We start from the raw sequence: 17,593 nt of genomic DNA on the forward strand, positions 1-17,593 counted from the left end.
CCTCAGGCCCGGAGGAAGGTCAGCACCTCGCTCGTCAGCCGGGCGGGCGCGTCCAGCGGGACGAGATGGCCGGCCTCCGGGACGGGCACCAGCCGCGCGCCCGGGATCAGGGCGGCCAGCTCCTGTCCCTTGGCGAAGGGGATCCAGGTGTCCTCGGTGCCCCAGCAGACCGTCACCGGCAGATCGAGGGTGGGATACAGCGGCTGGATGTCGTCCGTGTAGCGCTGGTCGGCCTGCGCGATCTGGCGGTAGAAGGCGGCCTGTCCCCGCTCCCCCGTCCACGGCCCGACCAGGGCGTCCAGCGTGGCGGGCCGCAGGCCGAGGTGGCTCGCGGACGTGACGTACTCGCGTACCAGCGCCTCGTGCAGCGCCGCCGGCAACTGCTCGAAGACGTGGCTGTGCTGCCCGACCAGGCGGAAGAAGGGCGAGCCCCAGGGTTCCAGGGCCACCGGGTCGACCAGCGCGAGCCGCCGGTAGCGGGCCCCGTGCAGCAGATGGGCGCGCAGTGCCACGCACCCTCCGAAGTCGTGCGCGACGACGGACGGCTCCCGAAGCCCCCAGTGCGCGAGCAGCTCGGTGAGGATCCGGCCCTGGGCCCCCAGCGAGACGTCCTGGTCCGGGTGCATGTCGGAGGTGCCGTAGCCCGCCATGTCCCACACGTGCACGTGGTGTCCGGCACCGGCCAGTGCCGGAGCGATCTCGTGCCACACGTACGAGGAGAAGGGCGTCCCGTGCAGCAGCACGACCGGCTCGCCGCCGGGATCTCCGAACCGGTCCCAGCGGACGGTCCCCGACGTGGTGGCCAGGCTCTCTCGCAACGTCCAGTCACTCAAGACGGCTCCCTCTCTTCCTAAGCGTGCGCGACCTCGGTTTTTTGTCTTTTCGGCGCGACAGTGCCGCTCCTTCGACCGTACTGTGACCTCATCGGACAGCCCGCATGACGGATCTTGGCGGTACCTTTTGCCGCGCCGGAAGGAGCGGCTCGCATGAACGGGTATGCGACCTCGGACCGGGACCCCGGCACGGCCGCGCCCGGCGGGCTGCTGGACCTGCTGAAGGTCGCGGCCGTGGTCCTGGACGGCGGCGGGCACATCGCCCTGTGGAGCCCCGAGATCGAGCAACTGCTCGGCTACACGGCCGACGAGGCCCTGCGGCAGCGCGCCGACACGCTCCTGATCGCGCCCGAGAACCGCGCCCGGGGCAGGGAGCTGTTCGCCCAGGTCAGAGCTGGGGACCGCTGGGCCGGCGTCTTCCCGCTGCGCCACCGCGACGGCACGGAACGCGCCGTGGAATTCCGCACGATGCGGCTCCTCGACAGCGAGGGCAGGCCCCACCTGCTGGGACTCGCCACGGACGCGACGACCGTAAGGAAGGTGGAGCGGGACCTCGCCCTCTCGCACAGCCTCGTCAACCAGACCCCGCTCGGCATCGCCGTCTTCGACAACGACCTGCGCTGGGTAGGTGTCAACCCCGCGCTGGAGCGGATCAACGGGGTGCCCGAGGAGGCCTTGCTGGGCCGGCGGCTCGGCGAGGTGCTGCCGGGCCTGGACGTCGAGGCCATCGAGGCCCGGATGCGGCACGTCCTCAAGACCGGCAGGCCCCTGCTCGACCAGCAGACCATCGGCCGTACGGCGGCGGACGAACAGGACCGCGCCTACTCCGAGTCGTACCACCGCATCGAGGACACCGACGGCCGGGTCCTCGGGCTCGCGATGGCCGTGCTGGACGTGACCGAACGGCAGCAGGCCGCGGCCGAGGTCGCGCAGGCACGCCAGCACCTGTCGGTGATCGCCGAAGCCGGGGTTCGGATCGGCACCACGCTGGACCTTCAGCAGACCGCCCGGGAGCTGGCCGACGTGGTCGTGTCGCACCTCGCGGACCTGGCCGCCGTGGACGTCCTGGAGTCCGTCGTGGCCCGCGGCACCATCGTGCCGGTGTCGGGCGGCGCGCCCGCGGAGTTCCGGGCGCTGGCCGTCGCGGCGGGCTACCCGACCGACGCCATCCACGCCGCCGACCCGGTCGGCGAGCTGGCCACCTACGCCTCGTCACGGATCATCACGCAGTGCGTCCGCAAGGCCCGCCCGGTCCTGGTCGAGCGCGTGGACCCGAAGATGATGCGGCGCATCGCCCGGGACGCGCGGGCCGCCCGGACCCTGCACGAGGCCGGCGCGCACTCCTACCTGGCGGTGCCGCTGGTGGCCCGGGGCAAGGTGCTCGGCACCCTCACCCTGTACCGCACGGTCGACGAACGCCCCTTCGACGACCGGGACCAGGTGCTCGCCTCGGAACTCGCCGCGCGCGCCGCGATCTGCATCGACAACGCCCGCCTCTACGGCCGGGAGCGGGGCACCGCCCTGACACTCCAGCGCAGTCTGCTCCCGGCCACGCCCGCCGAGCAGGAGGGGCTCGACATCGCCGCCCGCTACCGCCCGGCGCTCAGCGAGGTCGGCGGCGACTGGTACGACGTGCTGCCGCTGGGCCCGGGACGCACCGGGCTCGTGGTGGGCGACGTCATGGGCAAGGGCGTCCAGGCCGCGGCGATCATGGGGCAGCTGAGCACGGCGACGCGGGCCCTGGCCCGGCTGGACCTGCCGCCCGCCGAACTGCTGCGGCACCTCGACGACATCGCCGGCTCGCTCGGCGACGCCATCGCCACGTGCGTGTACGCGGTGTGCGACCTGCGGGCCGGCATCTGCTCGCTGTCCAGCGCCGGTCATCTGCCGCCCGTGCTCGCCGGTGCGGACGGCGGCGCGAAACTCGTCGACGTGCCCGGCGGCGTGCCGCTGGGGGTGGGCGGCGTGGACTTCGGCACCGTGAACCTGGAGTTCGCGCCGGGCTCCCTGCTCGCCCTCTACACCGACGGGCTGGTCGAGAACCGCGCGGAGCCGATCGACACCGGCCTCACCACGCTGACCCGCCTCCTGGAGGACGCGGGGCCCAGCCTGCAACGGACCAGCGACAGCCTCCTCGGCGCGCTGAGCCCGCAGCCCGACGACGACGTCGCGCTCTTGCTGGTCCGCGCCCGCTCCTGAGCGCACGCGGCGTCAACTGTTAGCATGTGTGTATGAGTTACGTTCTCTACCTCTGATCCGGGCCACTGGCTCCGCCCCTCGCATGCCCTGACGCACACAGGCCGAGGCGCAGGGAGCCGCGACGTCGCCCACGGCCCGCCCTGTTCCGGGCCGGCCGTCCGTCGGATCCGAAGGCCCGCTCGCATCCCCGCCCGAACCGGGGGTGAGGTGTGCCTCCTCAACGAGGAAGAGAACGTGACCACCCTTACCCTGCCTGCCCGCGACCGGGCCCAGCTGACCTGCGCCGGCGTCCGCGTCGACCGCGGTGGCCGCACCGTGCTGCACGACGTCGAGATGAAGGTCTCCCCCGGTGCGCGCTGGGGCGTCGTCGGCGAGAACGGACGCGGCAAGTCGACCCTTTTGCACGTCCTGGCCGGCCTGCTGCCCCCGGACGAGGGGACCGTGCACCGCGTGGGCACGCTCGCCCTGGCCGAGCAGGAGATGCCGGCCGGGGACGAGCGCACGGTCGGCGACTTCATCGACGAGTTCCTGGCCGGCGCCCGGGCCGCCCTGCGGGATCTGGACGCCGCGGCAAAAGCCCTCGCGGCGCAACGGCCCGGTGCCGAACAGGCCTATGCCGACGCCCTGGAGGCGGCGCAGGCGCTGGACGCCTGGGACGCCGACCGCCGGGTGGACGTGGCCCTGGACGGGCTGGGCGCGGTCAGCGACCGTGCCCGTCCCCTGGCCACGCTGTCGGTCGGCCAGCGCTACCGGATCCGGCTGGCCTGCCTGCTGGGCGCCGAGTACGACTTCCTGCTCCTGGACGAGCCGACCAACCACCTGGACCTGGCCGGGCTGGAGTACCTCACCGCCAGGCTGCGCGCCCACGCCGGCGGTGTCGTGGTGGTCAGCCACGACCGGGCGCTGCTCGCGGACGTGGCCACCGCGATCCTCGACCTCGACCCCACGCGCGACGGCCTACCGGGCGTGTACGGCGGTGGTTACGCCGGCTACCGGGAGGGCCGCGAGGCCGAACTGACGCGCTGGGAGGAGGAGTACCAGCAGCAGCAGACCGAGCACGTCCGTCTCCAGCATGCCCTGTCGGAGGCGCAGAACCGGCTGAGCACCGGCTGGCGCCCGGACAAGGGCACCGGCAAGCACCAGCGCGCCACCCGCGCCGGTGCCCTGGTGCGCTCCGTCCACCGGCGCCAGGAGGACCTGCACCGGCACAAGGTCACCGCGCCGGTGCCGCCCCGGCGCTTCTCGATGCCCGGCCTGCCCGCCCGGCCGGGCGTCGTCCTGCTGCGTACGGAGGAGGTGACGGTCGAAGGGCGGCTGCCCCAGGCGACGAACCTGTCGGTGACGTCCGGCGACAGGCTGGCCGTCACCGGCCCGAACGGGGCGGGCAAGTCCACCCTCCTGTCCGTCCTGGCCGGTCGGCTCGCCCCGGACACGGGCCGGGTGCACCGGGCCCGCGGGGTGCGGCTGCGCCTGCTCGGGCAGGAGTCGCCGCGGGCGACGCACCGGCGGGCGCGTGACCTCTACGAGACGCACACCGCGCGCCTGGTCGCGGCCGGCGTACTGCAGGAAGGCGAGGTGGTGGGGCTCGGCTCGCTGGGTCTGCTCACCTCGCGCGACGCCGGCAAGCCGGTCGCCGAGCTGTCGACGGGTCAGCAGCGGCGCCTCGACCTGGCCTTGGCACTGGCCGCCCGCCCCCACGTACTGCTGCTGGACGAGCCCACGAACCACCTGTCCATCGCGCTGGTCGACGAGCTCACCGAGGCGCTGCACAGCACGGACGCGGCCGTGGTCCTGGCGACACACGACCGCCAGATGCGACGCGACATCGCCGACTGGCCGCACCTCGCGCCGGCGCGGCACCGCCCGGCGGACCGGGGGGCGGGTGCGCGGGGACGCTGACGGGGCGCCGCGCAGGACGCGACTGGTGTCTCCGGGCGGGTTGGGAAACCCGCCCGGAGCGCAGCCGCGCGCCTCATGGATTGCTCGGCGGCTGTTCGAACGGCACCCAGGCGTCGTCCTTCCGCACGGTGCACAGGGCCCAGATGATGAACCCGGAAATCGCGATCATCACCACCGACCACACCGGGTAGTACGGCAGGGAGAGGAAGTTGGCGATGATGACGAGTGCGGCGATGCCCACGCCGGCCACGCGCGCCCATGTCGCCCCCTGGAACAGCCCCATGCTGACGATCACGGCGGCCACGCCCAGGACCAGGTGGATCCAGCCCCAGCTGGTGAGGTCGAATTCGAAGACGTAGTTGCGGGTCGTGAGGAAGACGTCGTCCTCCGCGATCGCCGCGATGCCGCGCAGGACGTCCAGGATCCCGGCGATCATGAGCATCACGGCCCCGAAGACCATCAGGCCGACGGCCCATTCGCGCTTCGCCGTGCGTGCGCCCGTAGGGTGTGTGGTGGTCATCCTGCTGCCTCGTTTCTGCTGCGTCCGGCGCGTTCCACGGCCGGAGGTGGAGATGTCGGAGGGGTGGGGGTTCTAGGGTCCGGACGTGCCGGAGCCGCTGAGCACCAACTCCTTCGCCCTGCGGAACTCCTCATCCGAGATGTCGCCGCGAGCGCGGATCTCGGACAGCCTGGCGAGCTCGTCGACGCTGCTCCCCCGGTTCTCGCCGCTCTTGGCGGTCTCTCGGACGTAGCTGTCGAACGCCTCCTGCTGCGCCCGGGCCTGGGCCGCTTCCCTGCGCCCCATGTTCTTGCCGCGGGCGGTGACGTAGACGAACACGCCGAGGAAGGGCAGGACGATGCAGAACACCAGCCAGCCGGTCTTGGCCCCGCCGCTCAGGGAGTCGTCGCGGAAGATGTCGAAGACGACCCGGAAGAGCAGCACGAACCACATGATCCAGAGGAAGAACCACAGCATCGCCCAGAAGGCGCTCAACAGCGGAAAGTCGTACGCCAGGTAGGTCTGCGCACTCATGTCACTCCTCCGTCCCGGCCGCACGTCCGGCAGCCGTCCCGTGCCGTACCCAGCGTGCCCGCGGAGAGGACGGGGCTGCCTCACCCGCGGCGGGTGATCCGTACGCGGCCGCTGCTCGGCCGGGACGACGATCCCCACGGCAACCCTCTGACCCCGGCTCACTCCGGCAGCTGACGCATCTCCACGACCCTGAGTCCCAGCGCCTGGAAGCGGGTCAGCAGCCCGTACAGGTGGGCCTCGTCGACCACGGGGCCGTACAGGACCGTCTGACCGGACATCAGCACGTGCTCCAGCTCCGGGAAGACCTTGGCCAGCGTCTCCGACATGTGTCCGTCGACACGGATCTCGTAGCGCATGAACTGCTCTCCCGCGGACGGCCTGGAGCGGGCGTTGCACACCCTTGCCTGGCGATGGTCCGCCCTGGCGCGGCGTGCTGCGTCACCCGGTACAGGTGAACCTCACAGCAGCCGCCGTTCGCGGGCGCGGCGCACCGCGTCGCCGCGACGGCTGACCGCGAGCTTGCGGTAGATGCTCTTGAGGTGGGTCTTCACCGTGTTCACGGACACGTGCAGGTCGGCGGCGATCTCCTCCGTCGACCTCATCTCGGCCAGGAGCCGCAGCACGTCACCCTCGCGTGCGCTGAGTTCCTCGACGGCGAGTGGCGGGTGCCGGTCCGGCGTGGTGGGCCGGGGGTCGTGGTGGCCGTCGGGGCGGGCGAGGAGCCAGCCGCCGGCCAGTTCCCGGAGGCGGCCGGTGCTCAGCAGGGGACGGAGCCAGGGGCCGGCTTCCAGGAAGGGCCGGCGCAGGTGCCCGCGCCGGCCGTCCAGGAGGGCCCGGGCGACGAGGCGGCGCGCGGTGACCCAGTCGCCGGTCTCGTGGGCGGCCTGGGCGCGGACCAGCGTGGCGCGCACGGTCACCGCCGGTCCGGGCCGGTCGTCCTCCGGCAGGCTGTCGATCATGTCGAGCGCCCCTTCGACATGGCCCGCCGCGAGCCGGGCACGCGCCGCCTCGACCGCACAGGCCGTCCGGCGGTGTGCGACGCGCTCCACGACGGCTCGGGCCGATTCGGGATGTCCTCGGGCCAGGTGGGCGGCGGACGCGAGCAGAGCGGCGTGGTCCTCCGCCCAGGGTGAGCTCACCGCTGCCGGAACGGAGGCGTCCGCCGCCGCCAGCGCGGCCCGGGCGTCCCCTCGGGCCAGGAGCAGCCGCCCCCGGGTGAGGGTCCGGCCTGCCTCCACCACCGGGTCGTCGGCGAGCGTGCGGGAGCCGGCCGCCGCGTCGAGGAGCGCCTGGGCGTCGTCGAGTTCGTCGCGGTCGATGAGGACGGCGGCCAGAACCAGCGGGGCGATGCCGGACCCGGCCTGCCGGGGCAGGCTGTAACGCTCCGCCTGGCCGGCCGCCGCCAGGGCCTTGTGCTCCGCCGGGCCGGGCCGGCCGTTCAGGTAGTCGATCAGCGCGAGGTGGCCGAGGGCCTCCCACCTGGGCAGCGCCATCGCCGCTCCGCCGGGGTGTCCGGCGACCGCCGACAGGGCGTCGCGGGCGTCGTCGAAGCGTCCGGCCCACAGGCGGGCGGAGCCGAGGTGGGTGAGCAGGAGGGCGGTGACTTCGGGGTGGTCGTCCAGGAGGTGTGGGGGGACGTCCGGCCGGAGGGCCCGCGCCTCCTCGGCGGCTCGCTCCGCTCTGTCCGGCGAGCCGGTCATCCGCGCCGCCAGGGCTTCCAGCAGGGCGCGGCCGAGCCGGACCGGGGCCCGGTCGCCGCCGTTCCGGGCCAGGTCGTCCTGGGCCCGGTGCAGGTGGGGCAGGCCGTGATCGAGATCGTGGCGGGCCAGTTCGCGGGCGGCGCGGACGAGGTCGGGCGCCGGACCCGTTGTCTCGGGGCTCATCCGCGCGAACAGGGCGGAGAGGTCCTCGGCGTGCAGACCGGTGAACAGCTGTCCGATCGCGAGGTCGTCGACCACGGCGTTGGCGGTGAACTCCCAGTCGTCCGCCGCGGCACCCTGGACCAGCGCCTCGTGCAGGGACCCGGACCGCCGCAGCCACCGCGCGGCCCGGGCGCGCAGTTCCGGCTCCAGACCGGGGAAGCGCTCCCGCAGGTGGGCGCGGAGGATCTCCGCGAACAGCGGGTGCAGGCCGTACCACGAGTGGCCGAGGTACTGGACGAAGGCGTTCTGCCGGTGCAGCGACGCCAGGATCGGCTCCGCGTCGGTGCGCAGCGTCAGCGCGTTCACCAGGTCGGGGCAGCAGCGGTCCAGGACGCTGATGCGCAGCAGCAGGTCCTGTGTGCCGGGTGGCTGCCGGTCGAGCACCTCGGCCAGCAGGAAGTCGGCCACCGCACTGTGGTCGGCCTCGAACTGCTTGACGTACAGGTGGGGGTCCGCCACCTGCCGGGCGGCCAGGGCGCACAGCCTGAGGCCGGCGGCCCATCCCTGGGTGCGGTCCACCAGGGCCCGGACGGCGCTGTGGTTCAGGTGCAGACCGTGCCGCGACAGGAGCTCCGCGGCCTCCTCGACGGTGAACGCCAGCTCCGCGTCCCGGATCTCCGTCATCTCGCCCGAGGCCCGGTACCGGTGCAGCGGCAGCAGGGGTTCGGTGCGGGTGACGAGGACCAGACGCAAGCCCTGCCCCGCGTGGCGCAGGACGAACTGCAACTGCTCCGCGATCTCGGGTGAGGTCACCCGGTCGAACTCGTCGAGCACGACGACGGTGGTGTGGTCCCGGCTCTCCAGGTCGGCGGCGAGGCAGGTCAGTGTCCGCCGGTCCACCCGGCCCGCCTGCGCCGGGCAGCCGACCTCGCCTGCCACCGGTACGCCGGCGGCGCGCAGTGCCTCCAGCAGATAGGCCCAGAAGATCCCGGGTGCCTGGTCGGCGGGGTCGGCCGTGAGCCAGACGACCGGTTCCCGCAGGCCTGCGGCCCAGTCGGCGACCAAGAGGGTCTTGCCCGCGCCGGCCGGCCCGTTGACCATCGTCAGGGGCGTCATGAGCGCCTGGTCGAGGTGTGCGGCCAGGCGGGTCCGGCGCAGGAAGCCGGCGGGCCGCTTCGGCAGGGCGAACCGGGTACGCAGCAGCGGGTCGCCCGTGGGGTCGACGCCCGTGGACGCCGGCTCCGCACCAGTCTCCTCGGTCGCGGCCATGGGGCTCCCCACTGCCTGCCGTGTGCCGGATCAGGAACGGCACTCGTTTCCCCAGGATCTCAGTGTTCACTCCGCCGCGCACACCGGCCCGGCCCTCGCCGTTCCCGCGGCAACCACCCGTGGCGGGCGATGCGCCGGCCGCGGGTGACGGGGTTGTCTGGGACCACGCGCCGCCGGCCCGGCGCGCGAGACGTATCCGCACCGACACCTGCGGAGCCGCACGGCACGGCCGAGGCGGCTCGGATCGGGGGTGGCGACCATGTGCCGCTGGCTCGCCTACTCGGGCACTCCCGTGCTGCTGGACGACGTCCTCTACCGGCCGCAGCACTCGCTGATCGACCAGAGCCTGCACGCGCGGATGGGTGTCGAGACCACCAACGGCGACGGCTTCGGCGTCGGGTGGTACGCGTGGCACCTGCGCACCCCCGCCGTCATCCGCGACACCGGCCCGGCCTGGAGCAACCGCAACCTCCGGGAGATCGCCGACCACGTCCGCTCACCGCTGTTCTTCGCCCACGTCCGTGCCTCCACCGGGTCGGCCGTGCAGCAGACCAACTGTCACCCCTTCCGGCACGGGCCATGGATGTGGATGCACAACGGGGCGATCGCCGGGTTCAGCGAAGTGCGCCGGGACCTCATGCTCGCCGTGGATCCGGAGCTGTTCCCGTCGCTGGAGGGCACGACGGACTCGGAAGTGATGTTCCACGTGGCCCTCACCTTCGGGCTGGACGGCGATCCGCCGGGTGCGGTGGCCCGCATGGTGGGGCTCGTCGAGCGGCTGGGACACGAGCACGGGGTGCCGCAGCCGCTCCAGATGACGGTCGCGGTGACCGACGGCGAACGGCTGTGGTTCTTCCGGTACTCCAGCACGGGAGCCTCGCGGTCGCTGTACTACAGCAGCCAGGTGGAGGACGTGCGTGCCCTCCATCCCGATCTCGCGTTCCTGAAGCACATCTCCGACGAGACCCGGCTGGTCGTGTCGGAGCCGCTCGGTGATCTGCCCGGCGTCTGGAACGAGGTACCGGAGAGCAGCTACGGCGTGGTGCAGCCCGGCCGGGACGTGCTGCGGCACTTCGAGCCCGAGCCGGTCTGAGCCGGCCGGCCCGGCCGCGTCGCGTCAGCGGACCCGGTCGGCGAACGCCTCGTACGCCTGCTCGTCGAAGAGCACGAACCTGACCTCCTCGACCGCGGTGTCCGCTGCCCTTACGGTCTCCACCGCGATGCGGGCGCCGTCGTCCACCGGCCAGCCGTAGATGCCCGTGGAGATGGCCGGGAACGCCACCGTGCGGGCGCCGAGTTCGTCGGCGACGCGGAGGGACTCGCGGTAGCAGGAGGCGAGGAGGGCGGAGCGGTCCTCGGTCGTGCTGAAGACGGGGCCGACCGTGTGGATCACCCAGCGGGCGTCCAGGTCGCCCGCGGTGGTGGCGACCGCCTGGCCGGTGGGCAGGCCCTTGCCGTACCTGGAGGCGCGCAGCTTGCGGCACTCCTCCAGGATCGCGGGGCCGCCTCGCCGGTGGATCGCTCCGTCGACGCCTCCCCCGCCCAGCAGCGAGGAGTTGGCCGCGTTGACGACGGCGTCGACGCTCTCGCGTGTGATGTCGCCCTGGACCAGTTCGATGGTGGTCATGTCTGCCTCAGTCGCTTCCAGACGGCCTTCGCCGCGTTGTGCCCCGACATGCCGTGCACGCCGGGGCCCGGCGGGGTCGCCGACGAGCAGATGAAGACGGCCGGGTGAGGAGTGCGGTAGGGGAACAGGGTCGGTTTGGGACGCAGCAGGAGCTGGAGGCCGGAGACCGCGCCGGAGGCGATGTCGCCGCCGACGTAGTTGGCGTTGCGGGCGGCGAGTTCGGGCGGGCCCGCGGTGGCGCGGGCCAGGACGCGGTCGCGGAACCCCGGGGCGAACCGCTCCAGTTGGCGTTCGACGGCGTCGGTGAGGTCACCGGTCCAGCCGTGCGGTACGTGGCCGTAGGCCCAGAAGACGTGCTTGCCCGCCGGGGCCCGGGTGGGGTCGACGATGCTCGGCTGGACCGTGATCAGGAACGGTTTGTCGGGGGCCCGGCCCTCCCGGGACGCCGCGCGCAGGGCCGCGCCGATCTCCGCGCGGTCCGCGCCGATCTGCACCGTGCCGGCGGCGCGGGCCTCCTTCGCGGTCCAGGGCACGGGGCCGTCCAGCGCGTAGTCGATCTTGAAGACGCCCGGGCCGTAGCGGTAGTCCGCGTACTGGTTGCCGAAGCCGGCGATGCGGGCCAGGGCGGTGGGTGAGGTGTCGAAGACGTACGCGCGGGCCGGCGGCAGGTCGTCCAGGCGCTTGACCTCGTAGTCGGTGTGGACGCTGCCGCCGAGGTCGCGCAGGTAGGCGGCGAGGGCGTCGGAGATCGCCTGGGAGCCGCCGCGGGCGACGGGCCAGCCGCGGGCGTGTGCCGCCAGGGCGAAGACGAGGCCGATGGCGCTGGTGGCGAAGCCGCCGAGAGGTGCCATGACGTGCGCGACGAGTCCGGCGAACAGGGCCCTGGCCGGTTCGTCCCGGAAGCGGCGCGTGAGCAGGGTCGACGGGGGCAGGCCGACCAGGCCGAAGCGGGCGAGGGTGACCGGGTCGCGGGGCAGCGCGGTGAGCGGCAGGGACATGAAGTCGCGGGCCAGGACGTCCCACTTGGGCAGGAAGGGCTCGACGAGCCTGCGGTACGCCCCGGCGTCGCGCGGCCCGAAGGAGGCGGCCGTCTCGCCCACCGACCGGGCCAGCACGGCCGCCGAGCCGTCCGGGAAGGGGTGGGCCATGGGGAGCTCGGCGTGCAGCCATTCCAGGCCGTAGCGGTGGAGCGGCAGGGCGCGGAACGCGGGTGAGTTGATGGCGAGCGGGTGCGCCGCGGAGCACGGGTCGTGCCGGAAGCCCGGCAGGGTGAGCTCCTCGGTGCGGGCACCGCCGCCCACGGTGCCCCGGGCCTCGAACACGGCGACGGAGAAGCCGCGGCGGGCCAGCTCCACGGCCGCGGTCAGTCCGTTCGGCCCCGCACCCACTACGACGGCATCGAGCATCGACGGCACCTTCGGACCCCTTCGTCAGCCGACGGCCACTGAGGATCAGGATAGGCCCGGGGACTGACAGTCACCGGCCGCGGGGGGATTCGTGCGGGAAGGACGCCCGGAGCGCCCCTTGAGCGACCGAGTGTGTACGGTCCGTGACAATCATGCTGCGCTCGCCAGCAGTGCCGCCACCCGGCGGGCCGTGGCCGCGTCGCGGGCCGCGGTGAAGGGGAGGTCGTTGCCGCCCGTGATGCGGAACGGCTCGCCCGTGCGGGTCAGGTGGGCTCCGCCCGCCTCCTCGACCAGGAGCAGACCGGCCGCGTGGTCCCAGGCGGCCTCCCAGGAGAAGGCGACCGCGTCGGAGTCGCCCCGCGCGATGGCGAGGTACTCCAGTCCGGCCGAGCCGCACGCGCGCGCTGCCACGCCCTCGGTGCGCAGGCCGAGCAGGGCGCGCTTCTGCTCGTCCGTCGTGTAGTCCGGGTGGGAGGTGGCCACGCGGAGGTCCCGGCCGGGCTCGGGCACGCCGGCGAACAGCCGCTCCCCGTCGAGGTGGGCGCCCTTGCCCCGCTGGGCGGTGGCGAGCCGGTCGCTGGCGGCGGCGTAGGTCCACGATGCGAGCAGGGTGCCGCCCTGGGCCAGCGCGACCAGGGTGCAGAAGGCCGGTTCGCCGCGCACGAACTGCCGGGTCCCGTCGACCGGGTCGACGATCCAGACCGGGGCGTCGCCGCGTATGGCCTCGTAGGACGCCGGGTTGGCGTGGACCGCCTCCTCGCCGACCACGACCGAGCCGGGCAGCAGGGCGCCCAGTGCCCCGGTCAGGTACAGCTCGGCCTTGCGGTCCGCGTCCGTGACCAGGTCGTGCGGGCCGGCCTTCTGGTCGACCTCGTGTGCGGCGAGCCGGCGCCAGCGCGGCATGATCTCGGCGGCGGCCGCCGTGCGGATCGCCTCCTCGACGTCGGACGCGTGCCGTGCGAGAAACTCTTCGATGGTTTCGGTGCTGTCGATCACCCCTCCATCACAGCACGCGGCTCTGACAATCCCCACCCGCCCGGTGCACTCCGGATGGCAGCACGATGAACAGCGACGGGTCCGCGCCGGTTCCGCAGCCGGGTGTACTCGGCGGGATCACCGCCCGACCGCGTAGCCCTGCATGCCGCGCGGGTTCGCCGCCGCCGACAGCACGCCCGTCTCCGGGTCCCGCGCGACCGCGCAGAGCCGGCCCTCCGACCAGGGGCCGCCGACGGTCACCTGGTGGCCGCGTCGCCGCAGCTCCTCGACGACGGCCGGGTCCGTGCGCGCCTCCACGGTGACGCTCCCCGGGCGCATGCCGCGCGGGTAGAAGGAGCCCGGGAAGCTGTCGTTGTGCCAGTTCGGGGCATCGATCGCGCCCTGCAGGTCCAGGCCGCCGCGCACCTGGGCGCGCAGCGCGACCGCCAGGAGGAAGTGCAGCTGCCACTGGTCCTGCTGGTCCCCGCCCGGTGTGCCGAACGCCATGACGGGCAGTCCCTCGCGCAGTGCGATCGAGGGCGTCAGCGTGGTGCGGGGACGGCGGCCCGGGGTGAGGGAGTTGGGCAGGCCCTCTTCCAGCCAGGTCATCTGGAGCCGGGTGCCGAGCGGGAAGCCGAGTTCGGGCACGACCGGGTTGGACTGGAGCCATCCGCCGCTGGGCGTGGCCGAGACCATGTTGCCCCAGCGGTCGACGACGTCGAGGTGGCAGGTGTCGCCGCGGGTGGCCCCGTCGTCGCCGACCTCAGGTTCGCCGGGCACGGGGGACGCCGGGCTCTTCGCGACGGTCGGTTCGCCGATGCCCGGGGCGGCGGCACCCTCCTGGGCGGTGGCCGCCACGCGCGCGTGCGCGCACAGCCGCGGGGTGCGTCCGCCGGGGCTGCCGGGCCGCAGGTCGAGGGAGGCCCGCTCGCCGACGAGAGCGCGGCGGGCCGTGTTGTAGGCGCCGGACAGCAGGTCGTCGAGCGGCACGCCGGCGGCGTCCCCGTACCAGGCCTCCCGGTCGGCCATGGCGAGTTTGCAGTTCTCGACCAGCAGGTGGACGTAGTCGGCGGAGCCGTAGCGGGGCAGTTCGGGCGGGAGCAGGGCGAGCTGCTGGAGGAGGACCGGGCCCTGGCTCCAGGGGCCCGGCTTGCACACGGTCCAGCCGTTCCAGTCGTACGCCGCCGGTGTCTCGTAGGTCGCGGACCAGCCGGCGAGATCGGCGGCCGTGAGGGTGCCGGCGTGGTGTGCGCCGCTGGTGTCCATGGTGGGCTGCCCGGCCTGCCGTACCAGGGCCTCGGCTATGAAGCCGGAGCGCCACACCTCCCGCGCGGCCTCGATCCGGGCCTCCCGGTCCCCCGCCCCCGCGGTCTCGGCGAGCAGGCGCTTCCAGGTGGCGGCGAGCGCGGGGTTGGCGAAGAGCTCGCCCGGGCGGGGCGCCTTGCCGCCGGGCAGGTAGACGTCCGCCGACGAGGTCCACTCGGTCTCGAACAGCTCGCGCACGGTCTCGACGGTCTCGCCGACGCGTTCCACGGGCGGGTGCCCGTGCTCGGCGTATCCGATGGCGTACTTGAGGACGTCGGCGAGGGACTTGGTGCCGTGGTCGCGCAGCAGCAGCATCCAGGCGTCGAACGCGCCCGGCACGGCGGCGGCGAGCGGCCCGGTGCCGGGGACGAGGTCCAGGCCGAGGGCCCGGTAGTGCGCGACCGTCGCCCCGGCCGGTGCGACGCCCTGCCCGCACAGCACCCGCACCTCACCGCCGGCCGGCGCGAGCAGGATCGGCACCTCGCCCGCCGGGCCGTTGAGGTGCGGCTCGACGACGTGCAGCACGAACGCCCCCGCCACGGCCGCGTCGTAGGCGTTGCCGCCGTCCTCCAGGACGGCCATGGCCGACTGCGAGGCGAGCCAGTGCGTCGAGGACACCATGCCGAAGGTGCCCTGGAGGGTGGGGCGTGTGGTGAACATGCGGTCCTGCACCTCGCTGTCTCTCGCCTCTCCCCCCGCTCCCCCAGCAGGCTATCGATCGCCCTGCGCCCCTTCTTACCCGCCTGGTGGCAACAGGGCCAGATCCCTGCCGGTCAGCCGCCTTGTCCCGCTTCGTGGGCCCGAGCAGTCAGGCACTCCTCCGCAAAGGCCAATGCTTTGAGGTGGTAGGCGCGGGCAGCCCAGCCGAGGCTGATGTTGTGGCCGGCGTGCGGGAGATGGTCGACGACGACCCGTGGGGCTGCGGACAGCCGTTCGACAAGGTCGGCGACGTCCTCGTCCTCACAGCCCCACCAGGCCTCATGTTGCGCGAAGGTGAGCCGGACGGGGACGCCGACTCGCGGCAGGATCGCCGCCGACAGCCGCGTCCAGCCCGTCACCGTGCTGAGCTCCCGGGCCGGCATGGGCGCCACGACCGTTTGACTCATCCGGAACGTGTCGGACGGATACAGGTTCAGGGGGCCCCAGTTCCGGTGCCGCAGCCCCTCGCCGCGGTCGGGGCCGAGCCGGCCGGCGGGCACGGCCAGTCGGCGACCGCACCCGGAGACATCGACACCCAGCAGTGCCGACGCGTCACAGCCGGCGGCCACAGCGAAAGCGACCTTGGCACCGAAGGAATGTCCCAGCACCAGCGTGCCGGCACCGGGGGCGTGGGCGGCAGCGAAGGCGGCGATCGCCGCGCGCACGGTGACGGCCTGCGTGCTGAGTCTCTGCCCGCCCGGAAAGCGGACGGCGGACGCCCCGTAGCCCGGACGGTCCAGTGCCAGCACCGTGTGGCCAAGGCGCGCTCCCAACGCCAGCAGGGACACGTCGGGGTGCGCCTGGCCGTCGAAATACCCGGCATTCATACCGCCGCCGTGCAAGGCGACGATCACAGCGCGCGGCGAGTGTGCCGGCTCACTCAGCAAGCCCGAGAGGGTGATGCCGTCCGCATCGATCGTGACCGGGCGCACCCCGGGGGACAGCTCCCGGTGTTGTGGTGCCGACACGGGCTGTGACGTCCGGACGGCAGGCTGCACATACATGATTCCCAGCCTGCCCCGTGGGCCGGTCGCCGCCGCCTCGATGCGGCCATATGCAGTACCTCATGGGCTCGGCGGCGGTTCGCCGGGATCCGCGCCGTCGGGGCCGAGTCGAACGCAGCATTCCCCGGGCCGGGGGGCCAGAACGGCTTGGACGCCGCCGATGCGGAGGCCGTCGAGGTAGCCGGTGAGGAAGGCGTGGTTCATGCCGCACACCAGGTCGGGGGCCTTGGCGGCGAGGGGGTGGAAGGGACAGTTGCGCAGGCGCAGGTGGGTGGGTGTTTCGCGGACGGGTTCGTAGCCGTGCTCGTCGAGCATGCTCTCGCAGGCGGTCAGTCCGCGTTCCGCGCCCAGGCGGCCGGGGCGCGTCCGGTCCCGTTCGGCCTCGCCCATCTGTCGTCCGCGCTGTCCGGCGGTGCGCACCGCCGCCTGTGCGGCGTTCTCGTCGGTGCCCTCGGTCAGGACGGCGTCCAGGAGCAGGTCGGCCAGGAGTTCGTGGCGCCGGTCGGGGATGCTGACGGTGAGCTGGGTGTCGGTGGGTTCGTAGACCTTGGGCTGCCGGCCGACCTTGCGGATGCCGCCCGGGGTCTCGTAGCGGGCGCGCAGAAGGCCGGCGTCGACGAGTTTGTCGAGGTGGAATGCGGCGAGCTTGCGGGATATGCCGACGCTGGCGGCGGCCTCGTCGCGGGTGACCGCTCGGCGGGCGCGCCGGATGAAGGCGAACATGCGCCGTCGTGAGTCCTCGCCGAGGACGCTCACGGAGTCGATGGCGGCATCGGCCGCACGCGTCGGCGGTATCGGATCGGAAGCCACGGGACCAACGGTAACCCCTGCTCGCGTGGGTACTCGTGGGCTTTGAGCGCCTGGGACCTGGGCGTCTTGACGCGTAGACCTAATAAGACCAAGACTTATTGGTGAAACTACGGAGGTCGCGATGGTCAGTGAGTCTCAGCTGCAGGCGAAGCGGCCGGTCAGTGCCGCGCTCGCCGGCCCGTACGGTCATCCGTTCCACCCCATCCTGGTGACGGTGCCGATCGGCGCCTGGGTGGCGAGCCTGGCGTTCGACATCGCCTCGCATGCGGTGGACGATCCGGCGTTCCTGACCCAGGGCTCGGAATGGCTGATCGCTGTGGGGGTGATCGGTGCGCTGCTGGCCGCCACGGTCGGCTTCCTCGACCTGTTCGCGATCCCCACCGGAACCCGCGCGTTTCGCACCGGCCTGGTGCACATGACGCTGAACCTGGGCGTGACCGCCGCCTACGTCGTCAACTTCGTGTGGCGGTACGGCACCTACACCGACGGCGGCAGTGTCGGCGTCGGCAGGCTCGTGCTGTCCGCGGTCAGCCTGGCGGCTCTGGGTGTCTCTGGGTTCCTGGGCGGCAAGCTCGCCTACCGCTACGGCGTGCGGGTCGCGGACGAGAGCACGCAGGCCGAGGGATACGGGCCGCGCGACGTGGGCCGACCCTCGTGACGCCCGCCCCCACA

15 protein-coding genes are annotated in these 17,593 nt (G+C 73.2%); 4 read left to right on the top strand and 11 right to left on the bottom strand.

The features are described 5' to 3' along the window. Positions 1 to 2 precede the first annotated feature (2 nt). Positions 3 to 833 (bottom strand): alpha/beta hydrolase, encoded by an 831-nt coding sequence (locus GTY47_RS03985; RefSeq protein WP_029181102.1) that lies wholly within the window; start codon positions 831 to 833, stop codon positions 3 to 5. A 153-nt stretch (positions 834 to 986) separates the two neighbouring features. Between GTY47_RS03985 and GTY47_RS03990 the strand changes: the two genes are divergently transcribed. Together GTY47_RS03990 and GTY47_RS03995 are read left to right on the top strand one after the other, a co-directional pair. Beyond that, positions 987 to 3,032 (top strand): SpoIIE family protein phosphatase, encoded by a 2,046-nt coding sequence (locus GTY47_RS03990; RefSeq protein ID WP_010038810.1) that lies wholly within the window; start codon positions 987 to 989, stop codon positions 3,030 to 3,032. Positions 3,033 to 3,266: 234 nt separating this feature from the next. Next, positions 3,267 to 4,931 (top strand): ATP-binding cassette domain-containing protein, encoded by a 1,665-nt coding sequence (locus GTY47_RS03995; protein ID WP_040903061.1) that lies wholly within the window; start codon positions 3,267 to 3,269, stop codon positions 4,929 to 4,931. 73 nt (positions 4,932 to 5,004) lie between these two features. Here the strand turns inward: GTY47_RS03995 and GTY47_RS04000 are convergent, their stop codons facing one another. The 4 genes from GTY47_RS04000 to GTY47_RS04015 form a co-directional block, all read right to left on the bottom strand. Next, a complete protein-coding gene (locus tag GTY47_RS04000) occupies positions 5,005 to 5,451 on the bottom strand; it encodes a hypothetical protein (protein WP_010038815.1) in 447 nt (148 codons plus the stop codon). Positions 5,452 to 5,523: 72 nt separating this feature from the next. Next, positions 5,524 to 5,964: an SHOCT domain-containing protein gene (locus GTY47_RS04005; RefSeq protein ID WP_010038817.1), complete on the bottom strand. Its 441-nt coding sequence runs from the start codon at positions 5,962 to 5,964 to the stop codon at positions 5,524 to 5,526. 158 nt (positions 5,965 to 6,122) lie between these two features. Beyond that, a complete protein-coding gene (locus GTY47_RS04010) occupies positions 6,123 to 6,320 on the bottom strand; it encodes a hypothetical protein (protein ID WP_010038819.1) in 198 nt (65 codons plus the stop codon). 102 nt (positions 6,321 to 6,422) lie between these two features. Next, positions 6,423 to 9,095: a LuxR C-terminal-related transcriptional regulator gene (locus GTY47_RS04015; protein WP_010038821.1), complete on the bottom strand. Its 2,673-nt coding sequence runs from the start codon at positions 9,093 to 9,095 to the stop codon at positions 6,423 to 6,425. Between the two features lie 259 nt (positions 9,096 to 9,354). Here GTY47_RS04015 and GTY47_RS04020 point away from each other — a divergent pair, with 259 nt between their 5' ends. Then, entirely contained in the window at positions 9,355 to 10,188 is an 834-nt protein-coding gene (locus tag GTY47_RS04020) for a class II glutamine amidotransferase (protein ID WP_010038823.1), read from the top strand. Between the two features lie 24 nt (positions 10,189 to 10,212). Here GTY47_RS04020 and GTY47_RS04025 read toward each other — a convergent pair whose 3' ends face one another. The 6 genes from GTY47_RS04025 to GTY47_RS04050 all read right to left on the bottom strand — a co-directional run bounded on the left by GTY47_RS04025 (position 10,213) and on the right by GTY47_RS04050 (position 16,921). Beyond that, positions 10,213 to 10,722, bottom strand: coding sequence for an O-acetyl-ADP-ribose deacetylase (locus GTY47_RS04025; protein ID WP_010038829.1), 510 nt, complete (start codon positions 10,720 to 10,722; stop codon positions 10,213 to 10,215). Further along, the gene (locus tag GTY47_RS04030) at positions 10,719 to 12,128 is read right to left on the bottom strand and encodes an NAD(P)/FAD-dependent oxidoreductase (protein WP_029181103.1); all 1,410 of its coding nucleotides are present in this window, start codon (positions 12,126 to 12,128) and stop codon (positions 10,719 to 10,721) included. The genes GTY47_RS04025 and GTY47_RS04030 overlap by 4 nt, the downstream gene beginning before the upstream one ends. A gap of 150 nt (positions 12,129 to 12,278) precedes the next feature. Continuing rightward, positions 12,279 to 13,124: an inositol monophosphatase family protein gene (locus GTY47_RS04035; protein WP_010038835.1), complete on the bottom strand. Its 846-nt coding sequence runs from the start codon at positions 13,122 to 13,124 to the stop codon at positions 12,279 to 12,281. Between the two features lie 117 nt (positions 13,125 to 13,241). Next, positions 13,242 to 15,068 (bottom strand): gamma-glutamyltransferase, encoded by a 1,827-nt coding sequence (locus GTY47_RS04040; protein WP_010038838.1) that lies wholly within the window; start codon positions 15,066 to 15,068, stop codon positions 13,242 to 13,244. A 113-nt stretch (positions 15,069 to 15,181) separates the two neighbouring features. Continuing rightward, positions 15,182 to 16,039 (bottom strand): alpha/beta hydrolase, encoded by an 858-nt coding sequence (locus GTY47_RS04045; protein ID WP_010038840.1) that lies wholly within the window; start codon positions 16,037 to 16,039, stop codon positions 15,182 to 15,184. A gap of 132 nt (positions 16,040 to 16,171) precedes the next feature. After that, on the bottom strand, positions 16,172 to 16,921 hold the full coding sequence (locus GTY47_RS04050) for a helix-turn-helix domain-containing protein (RefSeq protein ID WP_010038841.1): 750 nt from the start codon (positions 16,919 to 16,921) through the stop codon (positions 16,172 to 16,174). 121 nt (positions 16,922 to 17,042) lie between these two features. On the opposite strand from GTY47_RS04050, the gene GTY47_RS04055 reads away from it, so the two are divergent. Then, positions 17,043 to 17,579 carry a DUF2231 domain-containing protein gene (locus tag GTY47_RS04055; RefSeq protein ID WP_010038844.1) on the top strand — a complete coding sequence of 179 codons (537 nt, stop codon included), beginning with the start codon at positions 17,043 to 17,045 and terminating at the stop codon, positions 17,577 to 17,579. The last annotated feature ends 14 nt before the right edge of the window (positions 17,580 to 17,593 follow it).

Origin of the sequence: Streptomyces sp. SID5464 (assembly GCF_009862985.1) — a bacterium.
GTDB lineage: Bacteria > Actinomycetota > Actinomycetes > Streptomycetales > Streptomycetaceae > Streptomyces > Streptomyces chartreusis_D.